Raw genomic sequence first — 18,879 nt, 5'->3', positions numbered from 1 at the left:
CTAACCAAAATTAAGTCCACCTACAACATCATCATGCCAGACCAACTGAAACTCTACGGTGCCGACTGGTGCCCCGACTGCCGCCGCGCCAAAGCTTACCTGGACCAGCACGGCATCGACTACCAGTTCATCGACGTCGATCTCGATAAAAAAGCCACCGCCTTGGTCGAAAAGATCAACAGCGGCAAACGCATCATCCCCACCCTGACCCTCCACGGGAAATCCTACACCAACCCCGATAATGCGGCGTTGGACGAAATTCTGGGCATCAACCCCACCGGAGTTGTCGTCATGTACGGCGCCGACTGGTGCCCCGATTGCCGCCGCGCCAAACGCTACCTGCGGGATGCCCAGGTCCGCTTCCAGTACATCGAGGTGGACCAACACGAATGGGCCGCCGAGCTGGTCGAGAAAATCAACAAGGGCAAACGCATCATCCCCACCATCCTCATTGATGGCCAGCCCCACACCAATCCCGATAACGACACCCTCCGCCAGCTGCTCAAACTCGACGAGGAAAAACCCCAGAAAAGCTACGACGTCATCATCATCGGCGGTGGCGCAGCCGGACTCACCACGGCCATCTACGCCCAGCGCGACCGTTTCGATAGCCTGATCCTCGAAAAGAAAAACATCGGCGGTAACGCCTGGCTGACGGAAAAAATCGAGAACTACCCAGGCTTCACCAACATCTCCGGCCCCGACCTGATGGACAAAATGGAAGAACAAGCCAGAACCTACGGGGCGGAGATCATCACGGGCGTGGAAGTGACGGGCATCGAGCCCGGGGAACACTGCTTCACGGTGCGGACCAAAGGCGATGCCTACCAGGGCCGCAGCATCGTCATTGCCACAGGCTCCACTTACCGGATGCTCGGCATTCCCGGGGAACAGGAGCTGATCGGCTCCGGCGTCCACTTCTGCGCTACCTGCGACGGAGCTTTTTACCGCGACCGGGAAATCATCGTCATCGGCGGCGGCAACTCCGCCCTCGAGGAAGGTATTTTCCTGGCGGGCTTTACCAAAAAAGTCCACTTGGTCCACCGCTCCGAAGCCTTTTCGGCGGATTCGATCTACACCGAGAAGCTAGCGGGGATGCAGGACAAAATCGCGACTTACCTGGATACTACGCCCGTCCGTTTTGTTTCCGACAAGGCGGGCAAATTCAAGGGCCTGGAAGTGAAAGACAATGCTACGGGCAAAGAAAAACTGATCGAGGCCGACGGCGCCTTCGTTTTCATCGGGCTGCTCCCCAACACCCAGCCATTTAAAGACTTGCTGGATCTCAACGAGCGGGGCTTTATTGCTACACAGGGCCTGGCCCAGACTTCCATCCCCGGCATCTTCGCCGCTGGCGACGTCCGCGAGGGGGCCATCGCCCAGGTGGCTGCCGCTACGGGCGAAGGGGTATTGGCAAGCTACGGGGTTAAAGCTTATTTGAAGGGGTAGGCGTGGGGCGCTTTAAACGAAGCTAAAAGCGCGGGTCCTGCAAAAATGGCCAGTCCGTCAGGGTTTCCAGGAAGGCCAGCACATCGGCTACCTCCTGCGCACTAAGCGTAATACCGTTTTCCAGTGCGGGGTCAAGGGTTGGGGAGGTAATCACCCCCGTACGGTAATGCTCTAATACCTCGACCAAGGTGGAAAAGCGGCCGTCGTGCATGTAAGGAGCGGTGCGCCCGACGTTGCGCAGCGTGGGTACCCGGAATTTCCCCCGGTCTTCTTCCGTTTCGGTAATCAGGCTGCGGCCCAGGTCTTGTTCGCCTGCTCCGTCCAGCCCATTATTGCGGTAGGTGCCGTCCGTAAACAAGGGGCCGGCGTGACAACTGGCGCAGCGGAGTTTAAAAATCGCTTCTCCGCGCAGCTCCTCGGCCGTAAACGCCGCCCCGTTGCGGCCCAATACTACGTCGTCGTACTTACTGCGGTCCGAAACCAACAAGGCCTGGTATTGACTCAGTGCCTGCAACATCAGACCAGAAGTGATGGTGTCCTCTCCAAAAGCCCGCGCGAAGGCCGTACGATAGCTGGCGTCGGCCCGGAGTTTATGCACCACATTCTCCAGGCTTTCGTCCATCTCGAACGGAGCGGTGATGGCGTTAATCGTCACAAAATCCAGGTGCGCAATCCCGCCGTCCCACATAAACTCCGTTGTGAAGGCCAGGTTAAACAAACCCGGGGCGTTCCGCAGGCCCACCCGCTCCTCCACCCCGACGCTGAGCCGGTGCTGGGGGTCGGCAAAGGCTACGGCCTGTTGGTGACAGCTGGCGCAGCTTACCGAACCGTCCCGCGAAAGGCGCAAGTCTTCAAACAGGCGCTTGCCCAGACGGAACCCTTCTTCCGTTATCGGGTTGCGCGCAAAATCGTAGGTTGGGGGCGGGAAATGCGGGGGAGCGACGAAAGTGTACGACGCTGTACTTTCCACTGGCTCGGGCTGGCAGCCCTGGGCGAAGAGCAGGAGGAGGGGAAGAAAAAGATGGCGCATTTTGCTGGGTTTTCAATAGGTAGAAATAATCCCCGAAAACGGTTTCGTTTTCAGGGACCATTGATTGAAACCGCTTATTTCGTTCAGTAAAAAAGGAAATAAAATGGCATATTAAACACCCGCCAACGCATTGCCGCGCTGGCGGGTGTTTACACTTATTTACTGGTGAATATGATCGTAGCGGAAAGTCGCTGCGGCGTTTTTCGCCATCGGGGTGGCGTCTACCGGGCGGTGCATATTGACGTTACCATTGGCAAAATCAACGCTGGTTTCCGGTCCGTCAAACAAGGTCGCAACGTCCATTTCCAGGTGTACGCTGGGGCTCAGCCCTTCACCCACCCGGGCGTTGGTGTCAAAATCAAGCACGATCCGCTGGTTGTTGTAGCGGAAGGGCGTGTTGGGGATGTTTTTCCAGCCTCCGAGGTGAAAAACGATCCCATCTTCATTGGCCGGCACGATGGTATTACCGCTCGCTCCGCCGGGACTGACGGGGCTTTGGCCTTCTACCTTCAGGGCAACGTAGCCCGAGTTCCAGCTCCAGAACATCCCGCTCGTTGCCGGATCAAGCACACCGCCCGCAGCACCTTCGAGCACGCCCGTGCTGTCAACGCCGAGCAGGAAACTGATTTTGTTGTACTGCCCGGAAGGAACATCCTCAAGGTCAAACGTAAGGCTGCCGGGGTTGGCCGCGTCGATGAGGTAATAGCCTTGGGCATCCGTAGCGCTCACGCTCATGGGGTCTTCAAAACGTTCGCCGTTGGGGCCTTCCAGCACCACTTCGCTTACGTAGTAGCGCAAAAGGGTGATGTTGTAAGGTTGGTTTGCGGCGTTGGTGTAGGGGAAATCCGTGGAGCCCACTGCGCTTAGGTTGAATGCCCGTTGGTTGTCCTGCGGGCCCATTACGTGCTCGAATTCCACTTCAAAAGTACCCACGGTGGCGGGTTGCAGGTTATCGTCGTCTTCGCAGGCGGCGAAGGTAAACAGGGCCATGGCCAGCATGGCGTAAATGGGGAAAGTCTTCATGGTTAAAAAATATTAATGGTGAAAAAATGCAATAGCGTGCGCCGTTTTTTGGGCGCTGACGCAGGTGCAGAGATGGTTTTAAAAATTATAAAGGATTTGTATCTGCCGGCTGAAACCTAGTTCCGTCATCCCCTCCGCGTAGTCTTGTGCTAAGGGAAGGCTGGCCACCACTCCGATGGTAAAATCATCGTAGCGGACGTTCACGCCCGCCGCCGCCAGCAAGGCCTTGCCTCCGGTGGCGTGGACGGGCAGGGCATCAACGGTTTCGTTGGCCGCCGTCCGCTCGTAGTTCAATCCCACAAAAGGGATCAATTTCCAATGGGGGTCGTAACTGAATTGGCTGAAAACCTGCGCCGAAAGGCTGGTCTCCGCCCCGAAGCGGTAGTGGGCATCGCTCTTCGCGTAGCGGAGGTGCCGGCCGCTCAGGCTCAGGCCCACCCGCTGGTGGTTAAGCACCAAAGCCGATCGTAACCCGTAGCCAAGCGCTCCGCGGCCCAGATTAAAATTGTCGGGCAAATAGCGCTGGTCCAGCAAGTCCGCCTGGTATGCTCCCGTGGGCGCGCTCAGCACCAGCCCCGCCTCCCAGTACCAGGAGCCCCCTTGCTGGCCCAGCGGCCGGTTGTCCGCCAGGACGTAATTGACTCCAAAGCGCAGATCGCCCAAGCCTTCCAGGGTATCATCGCCGTCCGGACTAATCCGTACGTTATGGCGGTAGGGCATCACTGCATCCACCCGCCAGCCCGGCATTATTTCGTAGCGGAGTTGCAACTCCAGAAGATGAAAGACGTCTTCCGTACCCGTATACTCCCCACTCGTTAGCTTGCTCCGGAAGGGCAAGCCACCGTAACTGAGGCCCACAAAATTATTGCGGTACAGAGAAAGCAAGCCAAAGCCACCACCGCCAATTCCGCAGCCACAAGCATCGCAGGCTTTGGTCATTACCGGGCATAGCAAAACCAGCATTGCCAGTAGCAATTTACGCACATACATAATCCAGAAATTTAATGATGATCAAACGACGGAGCAATTCCGCCTAAGGCTACTGCCTCGCCGGCAGCGCGGATGCGGAAGACGCAAAACCCGGACCCAGTAATTTACAGTCTACGCATATTCCCACCTCTTACCCCACGCTACAAGGAAGCACGGCAGTAAGGCCAGCAGAAAAAATAGCAGTAAACCTAAACAAAGGATATGGCCTTCCGGGAACGGACGATAAAAACCTGCCAATTCCCCACCCAAAGGGCAGCGCAATGCCCACATACCAAGGAGGATGCAGCAGGAGTACGCGAATTATTTACGGGGAAGCAGGGCCGTTTTCGTATTAACCCATTATAGGCGGTTCGAAAACGGTGCCAACGTAGTGGCGGGCAATCAATGAAGGGACGAAAACCGGGTTATCCTGAGGAACCAGAACGGGATTCGGCACCGGATTTTCTCGTTGGGAGGAGGGCAACATGCAATAAAGCACCGTGGCCAGCGGAAGCACCGCTTGCAACTCGTCATCCCCCTGATCGCTCTCCATCCCCTGAAAAAGGGCGGGCAGCTGACAGGAGCCGAAACACATCGGAATATCCTCCAAGCCCTTATTGATGCAGAAGAGCTCGGTGAAACTTTCGTTGGCCCATTGCTGCCATTGGAGCAACAGCGGGTTCTTCGCCGCCTGAGCCAGGAGCAAGAACGAAAGCAAGCAACCAATGACCAATTGTTTCATTTCCCCGCAAAGATAATCCTTCCGGGTTGCGCCGCATAAACCCCTGCCGCAACTGCTACTGATTATGACGGCCAATTGACAGATTTATTTTTTGCCTTATTTCGCCGCCGCTATTGATCTAAATAATCGGGCCCTTTTTCTGCACCATCGATATTTTTCATTCCAACAACTCCTCCAACACGACATCCTCCAGCACGGCCCCGACGCGGGTGAGTTTTTTCTCGGCCATCCCCCGGCCTGCCAGGGCGCATTCGTACCAGGGGTATCCGGCGACGTGGGCGGCGAGAAATCCCGACCAAAAAGCGTCGCCCGCGCCCGTCGTATCCTTTACCTCCACCGGGCGGGCGGGAAGGTGAAACGCGGCATCCGGGGCCAGTACGTAGCAGCCGTCGGGTCCCAGCGTAAGGCAAACGACGGATGCTCCCAGGGCCTGGATGCGCGCAGCGGCGGCGTGGTACTCCCGTACCGGCTCTCCGAAGAGGCGTTCGTAATCTACTTCGCTGACTTTGACGAGGGCACCGTGGGCGGCCAGTGCGGTCAGGGTTTGCAGGCCAGCGGCGCGGTCGTCGCCCCAGATCTTATCGGCGTAGTTGAAGTCGACGCTAGGCTTGGCTCCGGCAGCGGCGGCAATGGCCATGGAGGCCAGGATGTTGCTGCGGGCGGGTTCCTTGCTCAGGGCAAAGGCGGTGGTGTGGATGACCTGGCAGCCTTGCACCAGTGCATCCGGCAGTTGTTCGGTGCCGATTTGGCGGTCGGCCAGGCGGTAGGGCTCGAAGTTGCTGACGGCCCGGCTTTTGGTGACCAGGATCAGGGTGGTCGGGTCGGCGTGGCGGGCGATGTGATCGACATCCACCCCCGCTTCCCGGACCGCCGTGAGGAGCAAGGTGCCCGCGTCGTCCTGGCCGACGGTAGCGACCAAAGCTACGCTGCGCCCCAGGCGGGCCAGGTTCATGGCCAGGTTGGCGGGGCTGCCGCCGGGGAGCCGCTGGTAGTGATCGGCCGACTGAAAATCATCGGCGTAGTTCGTGCTGATGAGGTCGATGAGGAGTTCGCCGATGGCAACGATTTCGGGCATGGAGAAAAGACTTTGCTGGGAGAAAAGATGGGCGGTAAAAATAAGGCCAGAGCGCATGGTTTTTTCGCTCGTCCGCCCCCAGCTTCAGACTTCCCTTGCTCCTCCCCCTTTGGGGGTTGGGGGGCGTCTGAACTCCCCCCTTCGGGGGGGCGGGGGGGAGCACCTGCGGCCGCGCCCCAAAGAAGATAAAGCCCCGCAAACGGGCAAACTCCCTGAAAAAGACAACCATTTGCGCTCGCCGCCAATTTACGTCTTGAGAACCATCCGCACTATGCAAGCTACGCCACAACGCACCGCCAAAATCGACCACCTGCGCCAACATACCTTTGACCTCGTCGTCATCGGCGGCGGCATCACTGGCGCGGGCGTGGCCCTGGACGCCGCCAGCCGGGGCCTGGACGTGGCCCTGATCGAACGCGACGATTTCGCCTCCGGGACCAGTTCCAAATCCACCAAACTCATCCACGGCGGCCTGCGCTACCTCAAAAATCTGGAGATCGGCCTGGTGCGGGAAGTCGGACAGGAACGGGCCGTGGTGCACGACTTGGCCCCCCACCTCGTCCGCCCCGAAAAGATGCTGCTGCCCCTCGTGGAAGGTGGCTCGCTGGGAAAATTTTCCACCAGCATGGCCCTGTGGGTTTACGATTTTTTGGCCGACGTGGAAGGCGACGATAAACGCGTGATGCTCTCGAAAGAGGAAACCAGCGCCCACGAACCGCTGCTGCGTACGGACATCCTCACCGGCGGCGGCTTCTACGCCGAGTACCGCACCGACGACGCCCGCCTGACGATCGAAAACATCAAGACGGCCGAAAAAGAAGGGGCGACGGCCCTGAATTACGTCGAAGCCAAAGATTTTACCTACGACGCCCAGGGCAAAATTTCCGGCGTGATTTGTCATGACCACTTCAGCGGCGGGGAACTGACGATTAAAACCAGGCACGTCATCAGCAGTACCGGCCCCTGGGTGGATGACCTCCGGAAGAAAGATAAAAGCATGACCAACCGCGGGGTGTTTCTCTCCAAGGGCGTTCACATCGTCGTATCCCGCGAGCGCCTGCCGCTGCAACACGCCGTGTATTTTGACGTGCCCGACGGGCGGATGCTGTTCGCCATTCCCCGCCTGCGCTGTACCTACATCGGCACGACGGATACGCCCTACAGCGGGGATCCGAAAGCCATCCCGATTAACCGGGAGGACGTCGATTATCTGCTCAAAGCCACCAATGAGATGTTCCCGACGGTGCAACTGACGGTGGACGACGTAGAATCGAGCTGGGCGGGCGTGCGGCCCCTGATTTTTGAAGAGGGTAAGTCGGCCGGTGAGATGTCGCGCAAAGACGAAATATTCGAATCGGCCTCGGGCTTGCTGTCCATCGCCGGGGGTAAATTAACGGGCTACCGTAAAATGGCCGAGCGGGTGGTGGACCGGCTGGGCAAGCAACTGCGTACGGCGGGCGAGGAGCTGCGCAAAACGCATACCAAAGACCTCGTGCTGACGGGCGGCCCCTTCGAGGATTTTGCCGCCGTGAAGGCCTACGAAAAGCACATCGAAAACTACCTGCTGGCCGCCAGCCTCACGCCCGATCGCGCAGCCTACCTGGTGAGCAACTACGGCAAACAATCCCCGGCCATCATCGACGCCGCCACCCAGCGCCAGGAAGGCACCGACGTGGCCCGCCTGGCCGCCGCCGAAGCCGCCTGGTGCATCGAACACGAACTGGCCCTTTACCCCATCGACTGGATCGAGCGCCGCAGCGGACGCCTCTATTTCGATATGCCCAGCATCGAACCCGTCCTGGAGGAAGTCCTGGACGTCTTCGCCGCCGCCTACCAGTACAGTGCCGCCGAGCGGGAACGGGAGAAGAAACGGGTGCTGGAGGCGATGGCTTGGGTGAGTGTATTTGAGGTCAATGAGTGACCGCCGTAGGCAGCAGCGCTAGCTAATGCGGTCAATGAGTGAATGCGTGAATGAGTGAATGAGTGAATGGGCTACCGCGAGCGACATGCTACCGCAAGCGACATGCTGCCGCACGGGATATGCTGCCGCGCGGGATATGCTACCGCACGAGATACGCTACCGCAAGCGACATGCTGCCGCACGGGATATGCTGCCGCGCGGGATATGCTACCGCACGAGATACGCTGCCGCACGAGACATGCTGCCGCACGAGACATGCTGCCGCACGGGATACGCTGCTGCACGGGATACTCTGCCGCACGGGATATGCTACCGCACGGGATACGCTACCGCACGGGATACGCTACCGCACGGGATACGCTACCGCACGGGATACGCTACCGCACGGGATATGCTATCGCATCTCCTGCGACCAGAGACTATTCACTAATTACCTCAACACCGCTGCCTTGGCGTTCGATAAATGAAAATTATTGCCGATTAATGCCGAGATAGCCAATGGTAGCCTATCTCGCTTATCCCGTGCGGCAGCTTATTCACTCATTCACGCATTCGCTCATTAACCCATTCATTGTCTCGCCTATCCCGTGCGGCAGCCCATTCACGCATTCGCTCATTCACGCATTCACTCATTACCCCATGCTCCCCCACCCCACCCCCTTCCTCACCGAACTACTCGCCAGCCTGGAGCCGACTCCGGGGGCGCTGGATCATTTGTTACTGGACCACATCTGCTACCGGGTGGAAAGCGTGGCGGACTACGAGCGCCTGCGGGATGCACTGTTAGTGGACAATATCCTGCTGGCCGAATCCATCATCCAGGGGCGGCGGATCAGTACTTTTCGGATGAGCGCCCCTTGGGTACACGGGCAGCGGCGGATTGAGTTGCTGGAACTCCCCGAGCCGAAACCCGGCAGTTTTTATCCCGAGGGCTATGACCACGTGGAGTTTGTCACCGACCGCCCGTTGGCTGCCTTTGCGGATTGGCTGGAGGAGCACCTGGGGATCGATGAAGCGCGGATCGACCGGAGTGGACTCAGCAAGGCCAGCAACGCCGACCTCCGCATCCACCTAGGTGGGGGGTGGAGCGTCAAGTTCCACGAACGGGCGCTGGATGCGGTCATTGCGGAAGAGCTGGGGCAGGAACCGTGAGACCCGGCGTCGGACTTGGCCCGGGGAATTGGTCCGACTGGTGTTTTTTTTATTTTGAGAAAATTCTGGCTGAGTAATATTAATCCAAACAAAAACCTGGCCTTGGGCCTTCTTGCATAAACGCTCCCTTGATGAACCGTCGTTACTTTTTGCTGGGCACGGGTGCTGTGCTGGCTGCGGCCCCTTTGGTTTCGCTTTTTAGCCGTGGATTTCGTCCGGATGCAGCCGCCGGGGACTTTCAGATGATCCGGGGCAACGTCGGCTACTACACCAACAGTGGGGGTACGATTGGCGTCTACCTCCCCGCTGGACGGCCCGAGGGCGGGGTGATCATTGATACCCAGTTTCCGGAATCGGCCCGGCATTTACTCGATTTGCTGCGGGAAAAGGGCGAGCTGGCGCAGTTCAGCCTCCTGGCCAATACCCACCACCACGGCGACCATACGGGCGGCAACGGCGTTTTTGCCCCCCTGGCCAAGCAGCACATCAGCCACGCCCGCGCCAAGCAGAACCTGGAAGACAACCTGGCGGCCAACGACAAAGCCGGCACCCTACCCCTGCCCGGTACAACCTTCACCACCAGCTGGTCTACCAACCTCCCCGACGGTAAGGAGAGCATCAGCCTGCGTCACTTCGGGGCCGGCCACACCGGAGGCGATGCCGTCGTACACTTCGAAAACGCCAACGTGGCACACCTCGGCGATTTGCTCTTCAACCGCCGCTTTCCCTACATCGACCCCAAAGCCGGCGGCAACCTCACCAACTGGGCCGAGGTGATGAAAAGCATCCGCCAATTCTACGATAAAAATACCATCTACATCTTCGGTCACGCCGCCGATGGCTACCCCGTCTTCGGCACCGCCTCCGACCTCAAAGCCTTCGAAAATTACCTGCGCTCCCTCCGCAAATACGTCACCAGGGAAAAGAAAAAAGGTACCACGCTGGAAGCCCTCAAAGCCAAAACCGTCACCATCCCCGGTGCCGAAACCTGGAATTTCGGAGAGCGCCTGCGGGATGTGAATCTGGAGGTGATGTGGGAGGAGGTCAATGAGTGAATGCGTGAATGCGTGAATGAGTGAATGGGCTGCCGCCAGCGACACGCTGCCGCACGGGATAGGCGAGATAAGGGGCCACATGACCAGAGCGCTATTTTTATTCTCTGGCACAAGTTCGCTGACCGCTGCCCCGGCAATAAATCAGGAGAAAATTATTGACGATAAGCTCCATATCGCTAAACAGCCTTTGGCGAGCCTATTGCGTGCGGTAGCGTGTCACCCGCGGTAGCATATCACTTGCGGTAGCGTGTCGCTCGCGGCAGCCATTCAATCCTTCACTCATTCACTCATTATTAGGTCGCTCGCGGTAGCGTGCCGCGCGCGGCAGCGTGTCGTGTGCGGCAGCGTGTCGCGTGCGGTAGCCCATTCACGCATTCACTCATTCACGCATTCGCTCATTAACCTACCAACTAACCCGCTCCCCATCCCGGAAAAAACCACCCGTAGGCCCTCCCTCCGGCAGCAGCGCTGCCCAGATAATGCTCGCTGCCCCTTCGGCCACGGAGCGCGGCGCGGCCTCGCCACCCATTTCGGTACGGACCCAGCCAGGGCAGACGCTATTGACCAGAATAGGGGTATCGGCGAGGTCAGCAGCGAGCTTCAGGGTGAGCATATTCAGGGCCGCCTTGGAAATGGAATACGCTGGCGTACCGGGCCAGGAATCGGCAAAGGAGCCGGAGCTGCTGGAGACGTTGACAATGCGCCCGCCGGCACTTTTTTGCAGCAGGGGGATTAGGGCTTTACTCAGTCGCCAGGGGCCAATGGTGTTGACGTGGATGGCCTCTTCGACGATGGCAAAATCGGCGTTCAGGGTATTTTGAAAAGTATCGTAGTGAATACCGGCGTTGTTGATCAGTACGTCCAGGTGGGGGTAATTGGCCGTCAGGTAGTCGGTCAGTTCGCCGATGCTTTGCCCGTCGGCAACGTCCAGCGGATGAAAATCCACGGAAAGCCCGGCGGCGCGGTATTCGTCGGCCACGGCCTGCCCGGCGGCGGAGCGGCTGGTGAGCACTACGTGGTAGCCCGCCTGGGCCAGTTGCCGGGCGGTTTCTTTGCCGAGGCCGCGGTTGGCTCCGGTTACCAAGGCAATTTTTTCGGGAGAAGACATCACGGGTAAGTTTGGTCAGGGGCATAACACCGCCGATGGAAAAATGGCTCATTCTTTTTACCACGGCTCTTCTAGGCCGAAACGGTGGGTGGTAGAGGGCGCGGCCGCAGGTGCAAGGGCCAGGTGAAGGAGCGAGGGAAGTCTACCCGCCCAACGCCCGCGCCAGCATCCGGTGCAGCGCATGCACCCCACTCTCCCGCTGCGGCGAAAAACGCCCACCGGGGTAAAAGCGCGACCCCAACCCGCGCTGCACCGCCTCCACCACAAACTCATCCTCCCGCTCCGTCTTTTCGGCGAGGTTGGCCCCGTTCATCAGCTCGAAGGTGGCGTGGTCCTGGATGTAGTAGATGAACTCCACTTTGGTAAAGGTCGGCGTTACGGGCCGGACGATGTTGAGCTGCACGCCCCAGGGATACACGTTGAGCATCAGGTTGGGGTAAACCCAGTAATAGTAGGCCGTCACCTGCCGGCCGAAGTCAGGGTGGCCCTGAGGCAAAGCAAAAGTGAAGTCTCCCCCACTGGCGTAGCCGATCTGCAACACTACCTCTTCGTAGCATTCCGTGGTGTAGCTGCCGTAGTCAAGCAAGGCCCCGAGGTCGTTGTGCACGAAGGGGACGTGAAAGCCCTCCAGGTAATTGTCCAGGTAAAGCGCCCAGTGCGCCTGCACGTTGTACACCTTGTTGTATTCCGGCCGGGGCGTGAAGGCGGCGAAGTCCAGAAAATACAACCGTTCCTCCAGGGTGGCGACGATCGACTTAAAATCGCTGCCCGGCGCAAGGGAAGTGAACAGAAACTGCCGCCAGCGGTCAAGGGGCAAACGGTGGAGGTCGTCGCAGGGACGGGGGAAATCTTCGGCTTCCCGAAATTCTGGCATGAACTCAAATTTACCGCCCAGATCGAAGCGCCGGCCGTGGTAGGGGCAAGTCAGCTTCCGCACCTGGGCCGGGTGCTGCGCCAGGATCATCCCCCGGTGGGTACAGACGTTGGTGAGGCACTCCACATCCTCCCCGCGCTTGGTGAGCAGCAGCGGCTCATCGAGGTATTTTTCCAGCAGCCACAGGGGGTGGATGTTCTCCGGCCCACTGAACAGGCGGCGCTCGTCTCCCAGGTACTGCCAGCTCCGAGCGAATACCTTTTCCCGACACGCTTCCCACACGGCGGGGTTGTGGTAGAAGTCGGCCGGAAGGGTACCGGCGTGGCGGAGGTCGGGGTGGATATGGTACATGGCGAGAAGGGAGGATTTGCAGCTGCCAAGATACCTACTCGCAAAAGAAAAATCTCCAGGACCCTACGCGCTTCACGTTGGCGAAGTCAGGTCCCGCCTAGCGCCTCTTTTTCCCCAACGGAAAGGCATAGCCCAGCGAAACTTGGTAAGCATCCCGCTTATTCAGGAATGAGCGCTGTTGCCCCCCTACATTTATCGGAGCCGTATTGGAATTGGACAAGGTTTTCACATAGCCCGAGCGGAGGCTGATCCGACCGTACTCCACCAGCCCGCCAACCGAGCCCATAAACGTGGGTGGGTGATCGGAGTCGTACATTGCATTGATGACCTCGGCAGTAGCGAGTAATCTACCATTAAAATGGATCGGCTCCGTCTTATCTTTGGTATTAATAGAAATACCAGGTCCTCCGTAAGCACTAATGGAAAGTTTTCCTAGTGAAAATAGTGAATAAGACACCAACATTGAGGCAGTAAATTCATCTCCGCCCACTACAATTACTTTCAGAACTGGCCCGAATATGGAAACATCTTCTACGTCTTGGACAAAATAACTATATCGGTAATCAGGCCTAAAATTCATATCGGCGATAACTGACATTCGGTTGTTAACCGGAAGCTCCAAGGTAGCGCCGTACTGCCAGTCTACAAAACTTTCGGGATCCCCTACTGACCAGACCGAGCCAATTTGAATAAAGTTAGTCTGGGTGAAAATATTGTATGATGGCCCGGCATAAAACCCCAGTTTCAGTGGCTGGCCCTGACTGAAGAGATATGCAGACACCATAAAAATTACCGCTGTTAAGCCGTAAACTTTCATAGACGTATTTCTTAAAGGGCTTATTTACAACTTAGAACTAAATTTAAACAACTTGGCCGAAGTATACATTATTTTAAAGATTACTAGCGCACTAAATCCTTACGCATTAATAAATTTGCCCCTCTACTGGAAATTTTTTAATTCCTAGGATGAGTACTTTAATTCGGCATTGTTGCATAAACAAATTCTGTTAAGTTATTTCAAATTTGAGGAAATTTTCTACCTTAGGAGGATCTGTCTCGAAATCCCATTCATCTACATCCCAGATGTCGGGAACCTTCACCTCCAATAAAGGATGGCTACTTGTCAAAGAATCAAGTTTTGAATTTGATTTGCTAAGTTTACCAGTTTCTGTTTCAAAAAAATTTCTGTACTGACGAATACTGGGATTTTCTTTTAATGTAAGTGGCTTTTGCAAAAGCACAGCAAGTAAAATAGAACTGGAATCATTTTGAAGTTTCAAGGATGATTTGATCAGTTCGGCGATTTCAGGTACGCTGAGAGAAGACGTAAAATCCTCTACGAATTCTTCCACAAGAGTACTTTTTGTTCACTTACTACATTGTTAACATTAGAATCTGCGTAGTTGTGGGATTCAGCCTCTTCAAAATTTTCTTTCTCACATGCGATTGTGAGAATGGAGAAAAAAATGAGAGAAATAAAGAAGAGGGGGGTAGGATTTTTAAGCATCAGGAATTATCTTTTGTGCAAGATAGGGGTTATACATCAAACATCCAAAAAGTTTCGTTTTTTTACATTTATTCTCGAAAGATTTACACTTTATCACCATGGTAGAGCATATTCATCGCTGCTCTCACAATTGTCATACCACATCCAACACGCGGCAAATAAACTGATGTTCTTAATGTTTTGTCAATCGTGAGGGGAAGCTTCTGGCCTAGCTTCTTAACTATCTTGCAAGTAAAACCAAGACCCACACTCTGCTACATCTGCTCCGCTCACTCTAGGGGTGAGGCAGATCTTAACTCCTTCTATCGGCAATCTAAGCGCTAAACATCCCTGAGCCGAAGCCCTTCCCTTGCACCTGCGGCCGCGCCCCAAAACACGGTGTCTGGAAAAACACTACCTTAGATCGGTAAGGGGCGCTGCCCGCACAAGCGTCCTTATCGGTAGGGCACCGGAATGGCCGAGCCACAATCCGGGAAGTTTGTCAGGTTTTTTGATCATGCCACAACGAATACGGTATTTTTTACTGGGCCTTTTGGCCCCATTTGCCCTGCTTACGGCGCAGCCGGAGGCCTCGTTCCGGCATCTGAGCAAGCAGCAGGGCCTCTCCCAAAACTCCGTCTTCGCCATTGCCCAGGACGGGATGGGCCTGATGTGGTTTGGCACCCGCAACGGACTGAACAAGTACGACGGCAACCGCATCACCACCTACCTGAACGAGCAAAACGCGGCCAACAGCCTGGTGTACAACGACATCCGGACCCTTTACCACGACGCCTCCGCCAACCAACTCTGGATCGGCACCGCCAGCGGGCTGAGCCGCTACCGGCCGGAAAGCGACGATTTCACCTCCTACGGTGCCGGGCGGGGCTTTCCTTCGGCGGGCTTCGTCCACGCCATTTACCAGGATGCGCAGGGCCGACTCTGGGTGGGCACCGAAGAAGGCCTTTTCGGCTACCGGGCGGATGCCGACTACTTCCAACTGGTAGGCCAGCCCGGCACGGCCGTCGGGCAAATCCAGGCCATCGTCGCTTCCCCCGCCGGGCAGCTTTACGTGGGGACCTCCCGCGGCCTGTACCAACTTTCTGCCGATGAAAAGCGGCTGGAACCCAGTGGTCCATCCGGCATCCTTAGCTCCCTCTTCATCCAGGCCCTCCACTGCACCGCCGAGGGGGAGGTATGGATCGGCACCCGCAACAACGGCATCTACCGCTGGCGCTACACCGATGGACAAGTGAAACAGTTGGTTCACGACCCCGCCGACCCCCACAGCCTGAGCAGCGATAACGTACGCGACATCGTCGTTGGCCACGACGGTCACCTCTGGGTGGGCACCTTCGCTGGGCTCAACCGCTACGCGCCGGGCAGGGAAAAATTCACCCGCTACGTCGAAGACCCCACCAGCGGTACCAGCCTGAGCAGCAACTCCATCCACGCGCTCTACATCGACCGGCGGGGCAGCCTGTGGGTGGGCACTTACTACGGCGGGGTAGACTTTCACGACGACCAGCGCCACCGCTTCCTAAACTTCCAACAACGGCACAACGGGTTGAGTAACGACGTCGTCAGCGCCTTCCTCGAAGACCCCGACGGCGGCATCTGGATCGGTACCGAAGGCGGCGGACTCAACTACTTCAATCGCCAGGACGGCCGCATCCAGAAGATCATCCCCAAAAACGGTGCCTTGGGCGATAACCTGAAAACCCTGTTGTTAGACGGCAACGCCATCTGGGTCGGGGCCTACCAGCACGGCCTGAGTCGCTTAGACCTTAATACCCTGGAGATTACGGCCAGCTACCGGCAAGGGAGCCGAGGCCTGACGAACGATAATGTCTACGACGTCGTCCGCCACCACGATACCATGTGGGTAGCCACCCACGGCGGCGGCATCGACCGGATCGGGCCGGGAGGCAAGGCCCTCCCCGCGATCCGCCACCGCGCCGACCGGGAAAGCTCGCTGGCGTCCGACAACTGCCGCGCGATGCTGCTCGACCGCCGGGGGCAGCTCTGGGTAGCCACCGACCGCGGGCTTGACCTCCTGAGCGATACGGGGACGGAAGCCTTCCGCCACTTCTTCCCCCAGCAGCGCATCTACTGCATCGCCGAGTCTTACGACGGACTCATCTGGGTAGGCACCTACTCCGAAGGGCTCTACGCCCTCAACAACGACGGCGAATTGCAGGCCCACTACAGCCGCGCCGAGGGCATCCCCGGCAACACCATCCTGGCCATCGTGGAAGACGACAGCGGCCAGCTCTGGTGCAGCACCAACCTCGGCCTGGCCCGCCTCAACCGCCAGGACAATACCTTCCAGACCTACGACCACCTGGACGGCCTGGAGAACCAGGAATTCAACTTCAACGCCGCAGGAAAAACGCGGCGGGGCGAGCTCCTCTTCGGGGGGCTGGAGGGCTTTACCCTCTTCCACCCCGATGCCATCCGGAGCAACCCCGAGCCGCCGGAGGTGGTCTTTACCGGCCTCAAGCAATTTGGCCAGCCCGTAATTCCCGGGGCAGACGACGGATTGCTGAGCGGCCCGCTCGACGGGGTAAGCACTCTGGTCTTCCCCTACAACGAGGCCAATTTCAGCATCGCTTTTGCCGCCCTGGATTACCTCAACCCCAGCAAGAACCTCTACGCCTACCGCCTGGAAGGGCTCGACCGGGAATGGGTACAGCAACGCGGCAATACCGAGGCGAGCTACACCATCCAAAGTCCGGGCGAGTACCGCTTTTACGTCAAGGCCGCCAACGGCGACGGCGTCTGGAACCACCAGGCGCGGGAGTTGCTCATCCGGGTGCTTCCCCCACCCTGGCGGACGGGCTGGGCCTACCTGGTATACGCCCTGTTGGCCGCGCTGCTGCTCTTCTCCGTCACGCGCTACTACCACCTGCGCAACCGCCTGAAACTGGAAAGGATGGCCAAGGCCCAGCAGGAAGAACTCCACCAAACCAAACTGCGCTTTTTTACCAACATTGCCCACGAGATCCGCACACCGCTGACCCTCATCGTCGGGCCCCTCGAAGACCTCACCAGTTCGGGCGAAGGCTCGGCCGAGACCCAGCGCCGCCTCCAATCCGTGGCCCGCAACACCCGGCACCTGCTCAAGCTCGTCAACCAGCTGCTGACCTTCCGCAAGCTCGATAGCGGCCACGATACCCTGGAGCTGCGCCGCCTGGACCTCATCGCCTCCGCCCGCGAGGTCTACGCCGCCTTTGCTGAGCAGGCCATCGCGGGCAACATCACCTACCGCTTCCTGGTGGCGGAGCCTACGCTGTTCGTGCCTTTTGACGCTGATAAACTGGAAAAAATCCTCTTCAATCTCCTGGCCAATGCCTTCAAAGCCGTCGGCGAAAATGGGCGCGTCGACCTGGAAATCCGCCGCAACGGCAGCGAAGCGGAGATTAAGGTGAGCGACGACGGCCCCGGCATTCCCCGGGAAATTCAGGAACAAATCTTCCTCCGCTTCTTTGAGCGGGAGACCAACGCCCGCCATACGGGTACGGGCATCGGGCTGGCCATTTGCCGGCAACTCGTGGAGCTCCACCAGGGCAACATCTGGGTGGATAGTGCGCCGGGCGCGGGCAGCACCTTTGCCTTCACCCTGCCTTTGCGCGGGGCCGCAGTGGGCACGGGAACTTCCTCCCCTCCAACACCAGCGCCGCTTCCCCCGTCCCCCGCAGCGCTTGCTCCGGCGGTCAATGGCCAGGAAAAATTGCGCATTCTGGTGGTGGAAGACAACCGTGAAGTCTTGGCTTACCTCGTCTCCGAACTCCGCGAAGAATACCGGGTGCTCACCGCACCCAATGGCCGGGCGGCGCTGGAGCTGGCCGTCAAAAACCCTCCCGACCTGGTGGTATCCGACGTAATGATGCCCGAAATGGACGGCCTGGAGCTTTGTACCGCACTGAAGAGCGACCCCCGGACGAGCCATCTGCCGGTCCTGCTGCTTACGGCCCGCTCGGCGGACGACTTCAAGCTCGAAGGATTGGCCAAGGGGGCCGACGATTATCTGACTAAGCCCTTCAGTCCGCGCGAGCTCAAACTGCGCATCCGCAATACCCTGGCCAGCGCGCGCACCTCCCGGGAGAAAATTACCCGGGCCCTCCGCCTGGAGCCGACGGTACTCAACATCGCCTCGGCCGACGAGGTGTTTTTGGAAAAGGCCCTCGCCGTGGCGGAGGCCAACATTGCCCGGCCGGGCTACAAAGTCGACCGCTTTGCGCGCGACCTGGCCGTCTCCCGCGCCCTGCTTTTTGCGCGGCTCAAGGAAATCAGCGGCCATACGCCAAATAATTTCATCAAACTGATTCGCATGAAGCGCGCCGCCCAGCTGCTGCGCGACGGCGATCTGAACGTCAATGAAGTGGCCACCCGCGTCGGGTTTAAAGACACGCGCTATTTCACCAAATGCTTTCGCAGCACCTTCGGCACCGCCCCCACGGACTACCGCGAGCAGGTAAAAGCGGGCGCGGACGCAGGTGCAGGGGACCGCTAAACGGGCGATGAGCGTCTTGGCAAGGTCGTTGCAATCCCCTGAAAAACAGGACCTTGAACAATAATCCTCCGAAAGAGCGACGATTTTCCGTAGCGGAGCGGATAGCTTGACCAGTGCCTGGCCTTTTT

The 18,879-nt window shown here is 58.1% G+C and carries 14 protein-coding genes; 5 read left to right on the top strand and 9 right to left on the bottom strand.

The window, feature by feature from the left end:
* The first annotated feature begins 33 nt into the window (after nt 1-33).
* Complete coding sequence (locus tag H9S92_RS10195) at nt 34-1,449, top strand: FAD-dependent oxidoreductase (protein WP_187466609.1); 1,416 nt, start codon at nt 34-36, stop codon at nt 1,447-1,449.
* 22 nt (nt 1,450-1,471) lie between these two features.
* Here H9S92_RS10195 and H9S92_RS10190 read toward each other — a convergent pair whose 3' ends face one another.
* The 5 genes from H9S92_RS10190 to H9S92_RS10170 form a co-directional block, all read right to left on the bottom strand.
* A complete protein-coding gene (locus H9S92_RS10190; protein ID WP_187466608.1) occupies nt 1,472-2,479 on the bottom strand; it encodes a cytochrome-c peroxidase in 1,008 nt (335 codons plus the stop codon).
* 159 nt (nt 2,480-2,638) lie between these two features.
* Nucleotides 2,639-3,502, bottom strand: coding sequence for an MbnP family protein (locus H9S92_RS10185; protein WP_187466607.1), 864 nt, complete (start codon nt 3,500-3,502; stop codon nt 2,639-2,641).
* 78 nt (nt 3,503-3,580) lie between these two features.
* Nucleotides 3,581-4,492 (bottom strand): transporter, encoded by a 912-nt coding sequence (locus tag H9S92_RS10180; protein ID WP_187466606.1) that lies wholly within the window; start codon nt 4,490-4,492, stop codon nt 3,581-3,583.
* Nucleotides 4,493-4,823: 331 nt separating this feature from the next.
* Complete coding sequence (locus tag H9S92_RS10175) at nt 4,824-5,213, bottom strand: hypothetical protein (RefSeq protein ID WP_187466605.1); 390 nt, start codon at nt 5,211-5,213, stop codon at nt 4,824-4,826.
* 157 nt (nt 5,214-5,370) lie between these two features.
* Entirely contained in the window at nt 5,371-6,288 is a 918-nt protein-coding gene (locus H9S92_RS10170; protein WP_187466604.1) for a carbohydrate kinase family protein, read from the bottom strand.
* A 271-nt stretch (nt 6,289-6,559) separates the two neighbouring features.
* Between H9S92_RS10170 and H9S92_RS10165 the strand changes: the two genes are divergently transcribed.
* The 3 genes from H9S92_RS10165 to H9S92_RS10155 all read left to right on the top strand — a co-directional run bounded on the left by H9S92_RS10165 (nt 6,560) and on the right by H9S92_RS10155 (nt 10,416).
* A complete protein-coding gene (locus tag H9S92_RS10165) occupies nt 6,560-8,209 on the top strand; it encodes a glycerol-3-phosphate dehydrogenase/oxidase (protein ID WP_187466603.1) in 1,650 nt (549 codons plus the stop codon).
* Nucleotides 8,210-8,848: 639 nt separating this feature from the next.
* Complete coding sequence (locus H9S92_RS10160; RefSeq protein ID WP_187466602.1) at nt 8,849-9,361, top strand: VOC family protein; 513 nt, start codon at nt 8,849-8,851, stop codon at nt 9,359-9,361.
* Between the two features lie 131 nt (nt 9,362-9,492).
* A complete protein-coding gene (locus tag H9S92_RS10155) occupies nt 9,493-10,416 on the top strand; it encodes an MBL fold metallo-hydrolase (RefSeq protein ID WP_187466601.1) in 924 nt (307 codons plus the stop codon).
* A 403-nt stretch (nt 10,417-10,819) separates the two neighbouring features.
* On the opposite strand, the gene H9S92_RS10150 is transcribed toward H9S92_RS10155, so the two are convergent.
* From H9S92_RS10150 to H9S92_RS10135, 4 genes are all read right to left on the bottom strand, one after another.
* On the bottom strand, nt 10,820-11,524 hold the full coding sequence (locus H9S92_RS10150; protein WP_187466600.1) for an SDR family oxidoreductase: 705 nt from the start codon (nt 11,522-11,524) through the stop codon (nt 10,820-10,822).
* Between the two features lie 142 nt (nt 11,525-11,666).
* Nucleotides 11,667-12,749 carry an aromatic ring-hydroxylating oxygenase subunit alpha gene (locus tag H9S92_RS10145; protein WP_187466599.1) on the bottom strand — a complete coding sequence of 361 codons (1,083 nt, stop codon included), beginning with the start codon at nt 12,747-12,749 and terminating at the stop codon, nt 11,667-11,669.
* Between the two features lie 97 nt (nt 12,750-12,846).
* Nucleotides 12,847-13,566 (bottom strand): hypothetical protein, encoded by a 720-nt coding sequence (locus H9S92_RS10140; RefSeq protein WP_187466598.1) that lies wholly within the window; start codon nt 13,564-13,566, stop codon nt 12,847-12,849.
* A gap of 190 nt (nt 13,567-13,756) precedes the next feature.
* Nucleotides 13,757-14,101: a hypothetical protein gene (locus tag H9S92_RS10135; protein ID WP_187466597.1), complete on the bottom strand. Its 345-nt coding sequence runs from the start codon at nt 14,099-14,101 to the stop codon at nt 13,757-13,759.
* Nucleotides 14,102-14,752: 651 nt separating this feature from the next.
* Here H9S92_RS10135 and H9S92_RS10130 point away from each other — a divergent pair.
* The gene (locus H9S92_RS10130) at nt 14,753-18,751 is read left to right on the top strand and encodes a two-component regulator propeller domain-containing protein (protein ID WP_187466596.1); all 3,999 of its coding nucleotides are present in this window, start codon (nt 14,753-14,755) and stop codon (nt 18,749-18,751) included.
* The last annotated feature ends 128 nt before the right edge of the window (nt 18,752-18,879 follow it).

This window comes from Neolewinella lacunae (assembly GCF_014349155.1).
In the GTDB taxonomy this organism is placed as follows: domain Bacteria; phylum Bacteroidota; class Bacteroidia; order Chitinophagales; family Saprospiraceae; genus Neolewinella; species Neolewinella lacunae.
Note: the sequence above shows the minus strand (reverse complement) of the source record. Positions and strands in the feature narration are given on the sequence as shown.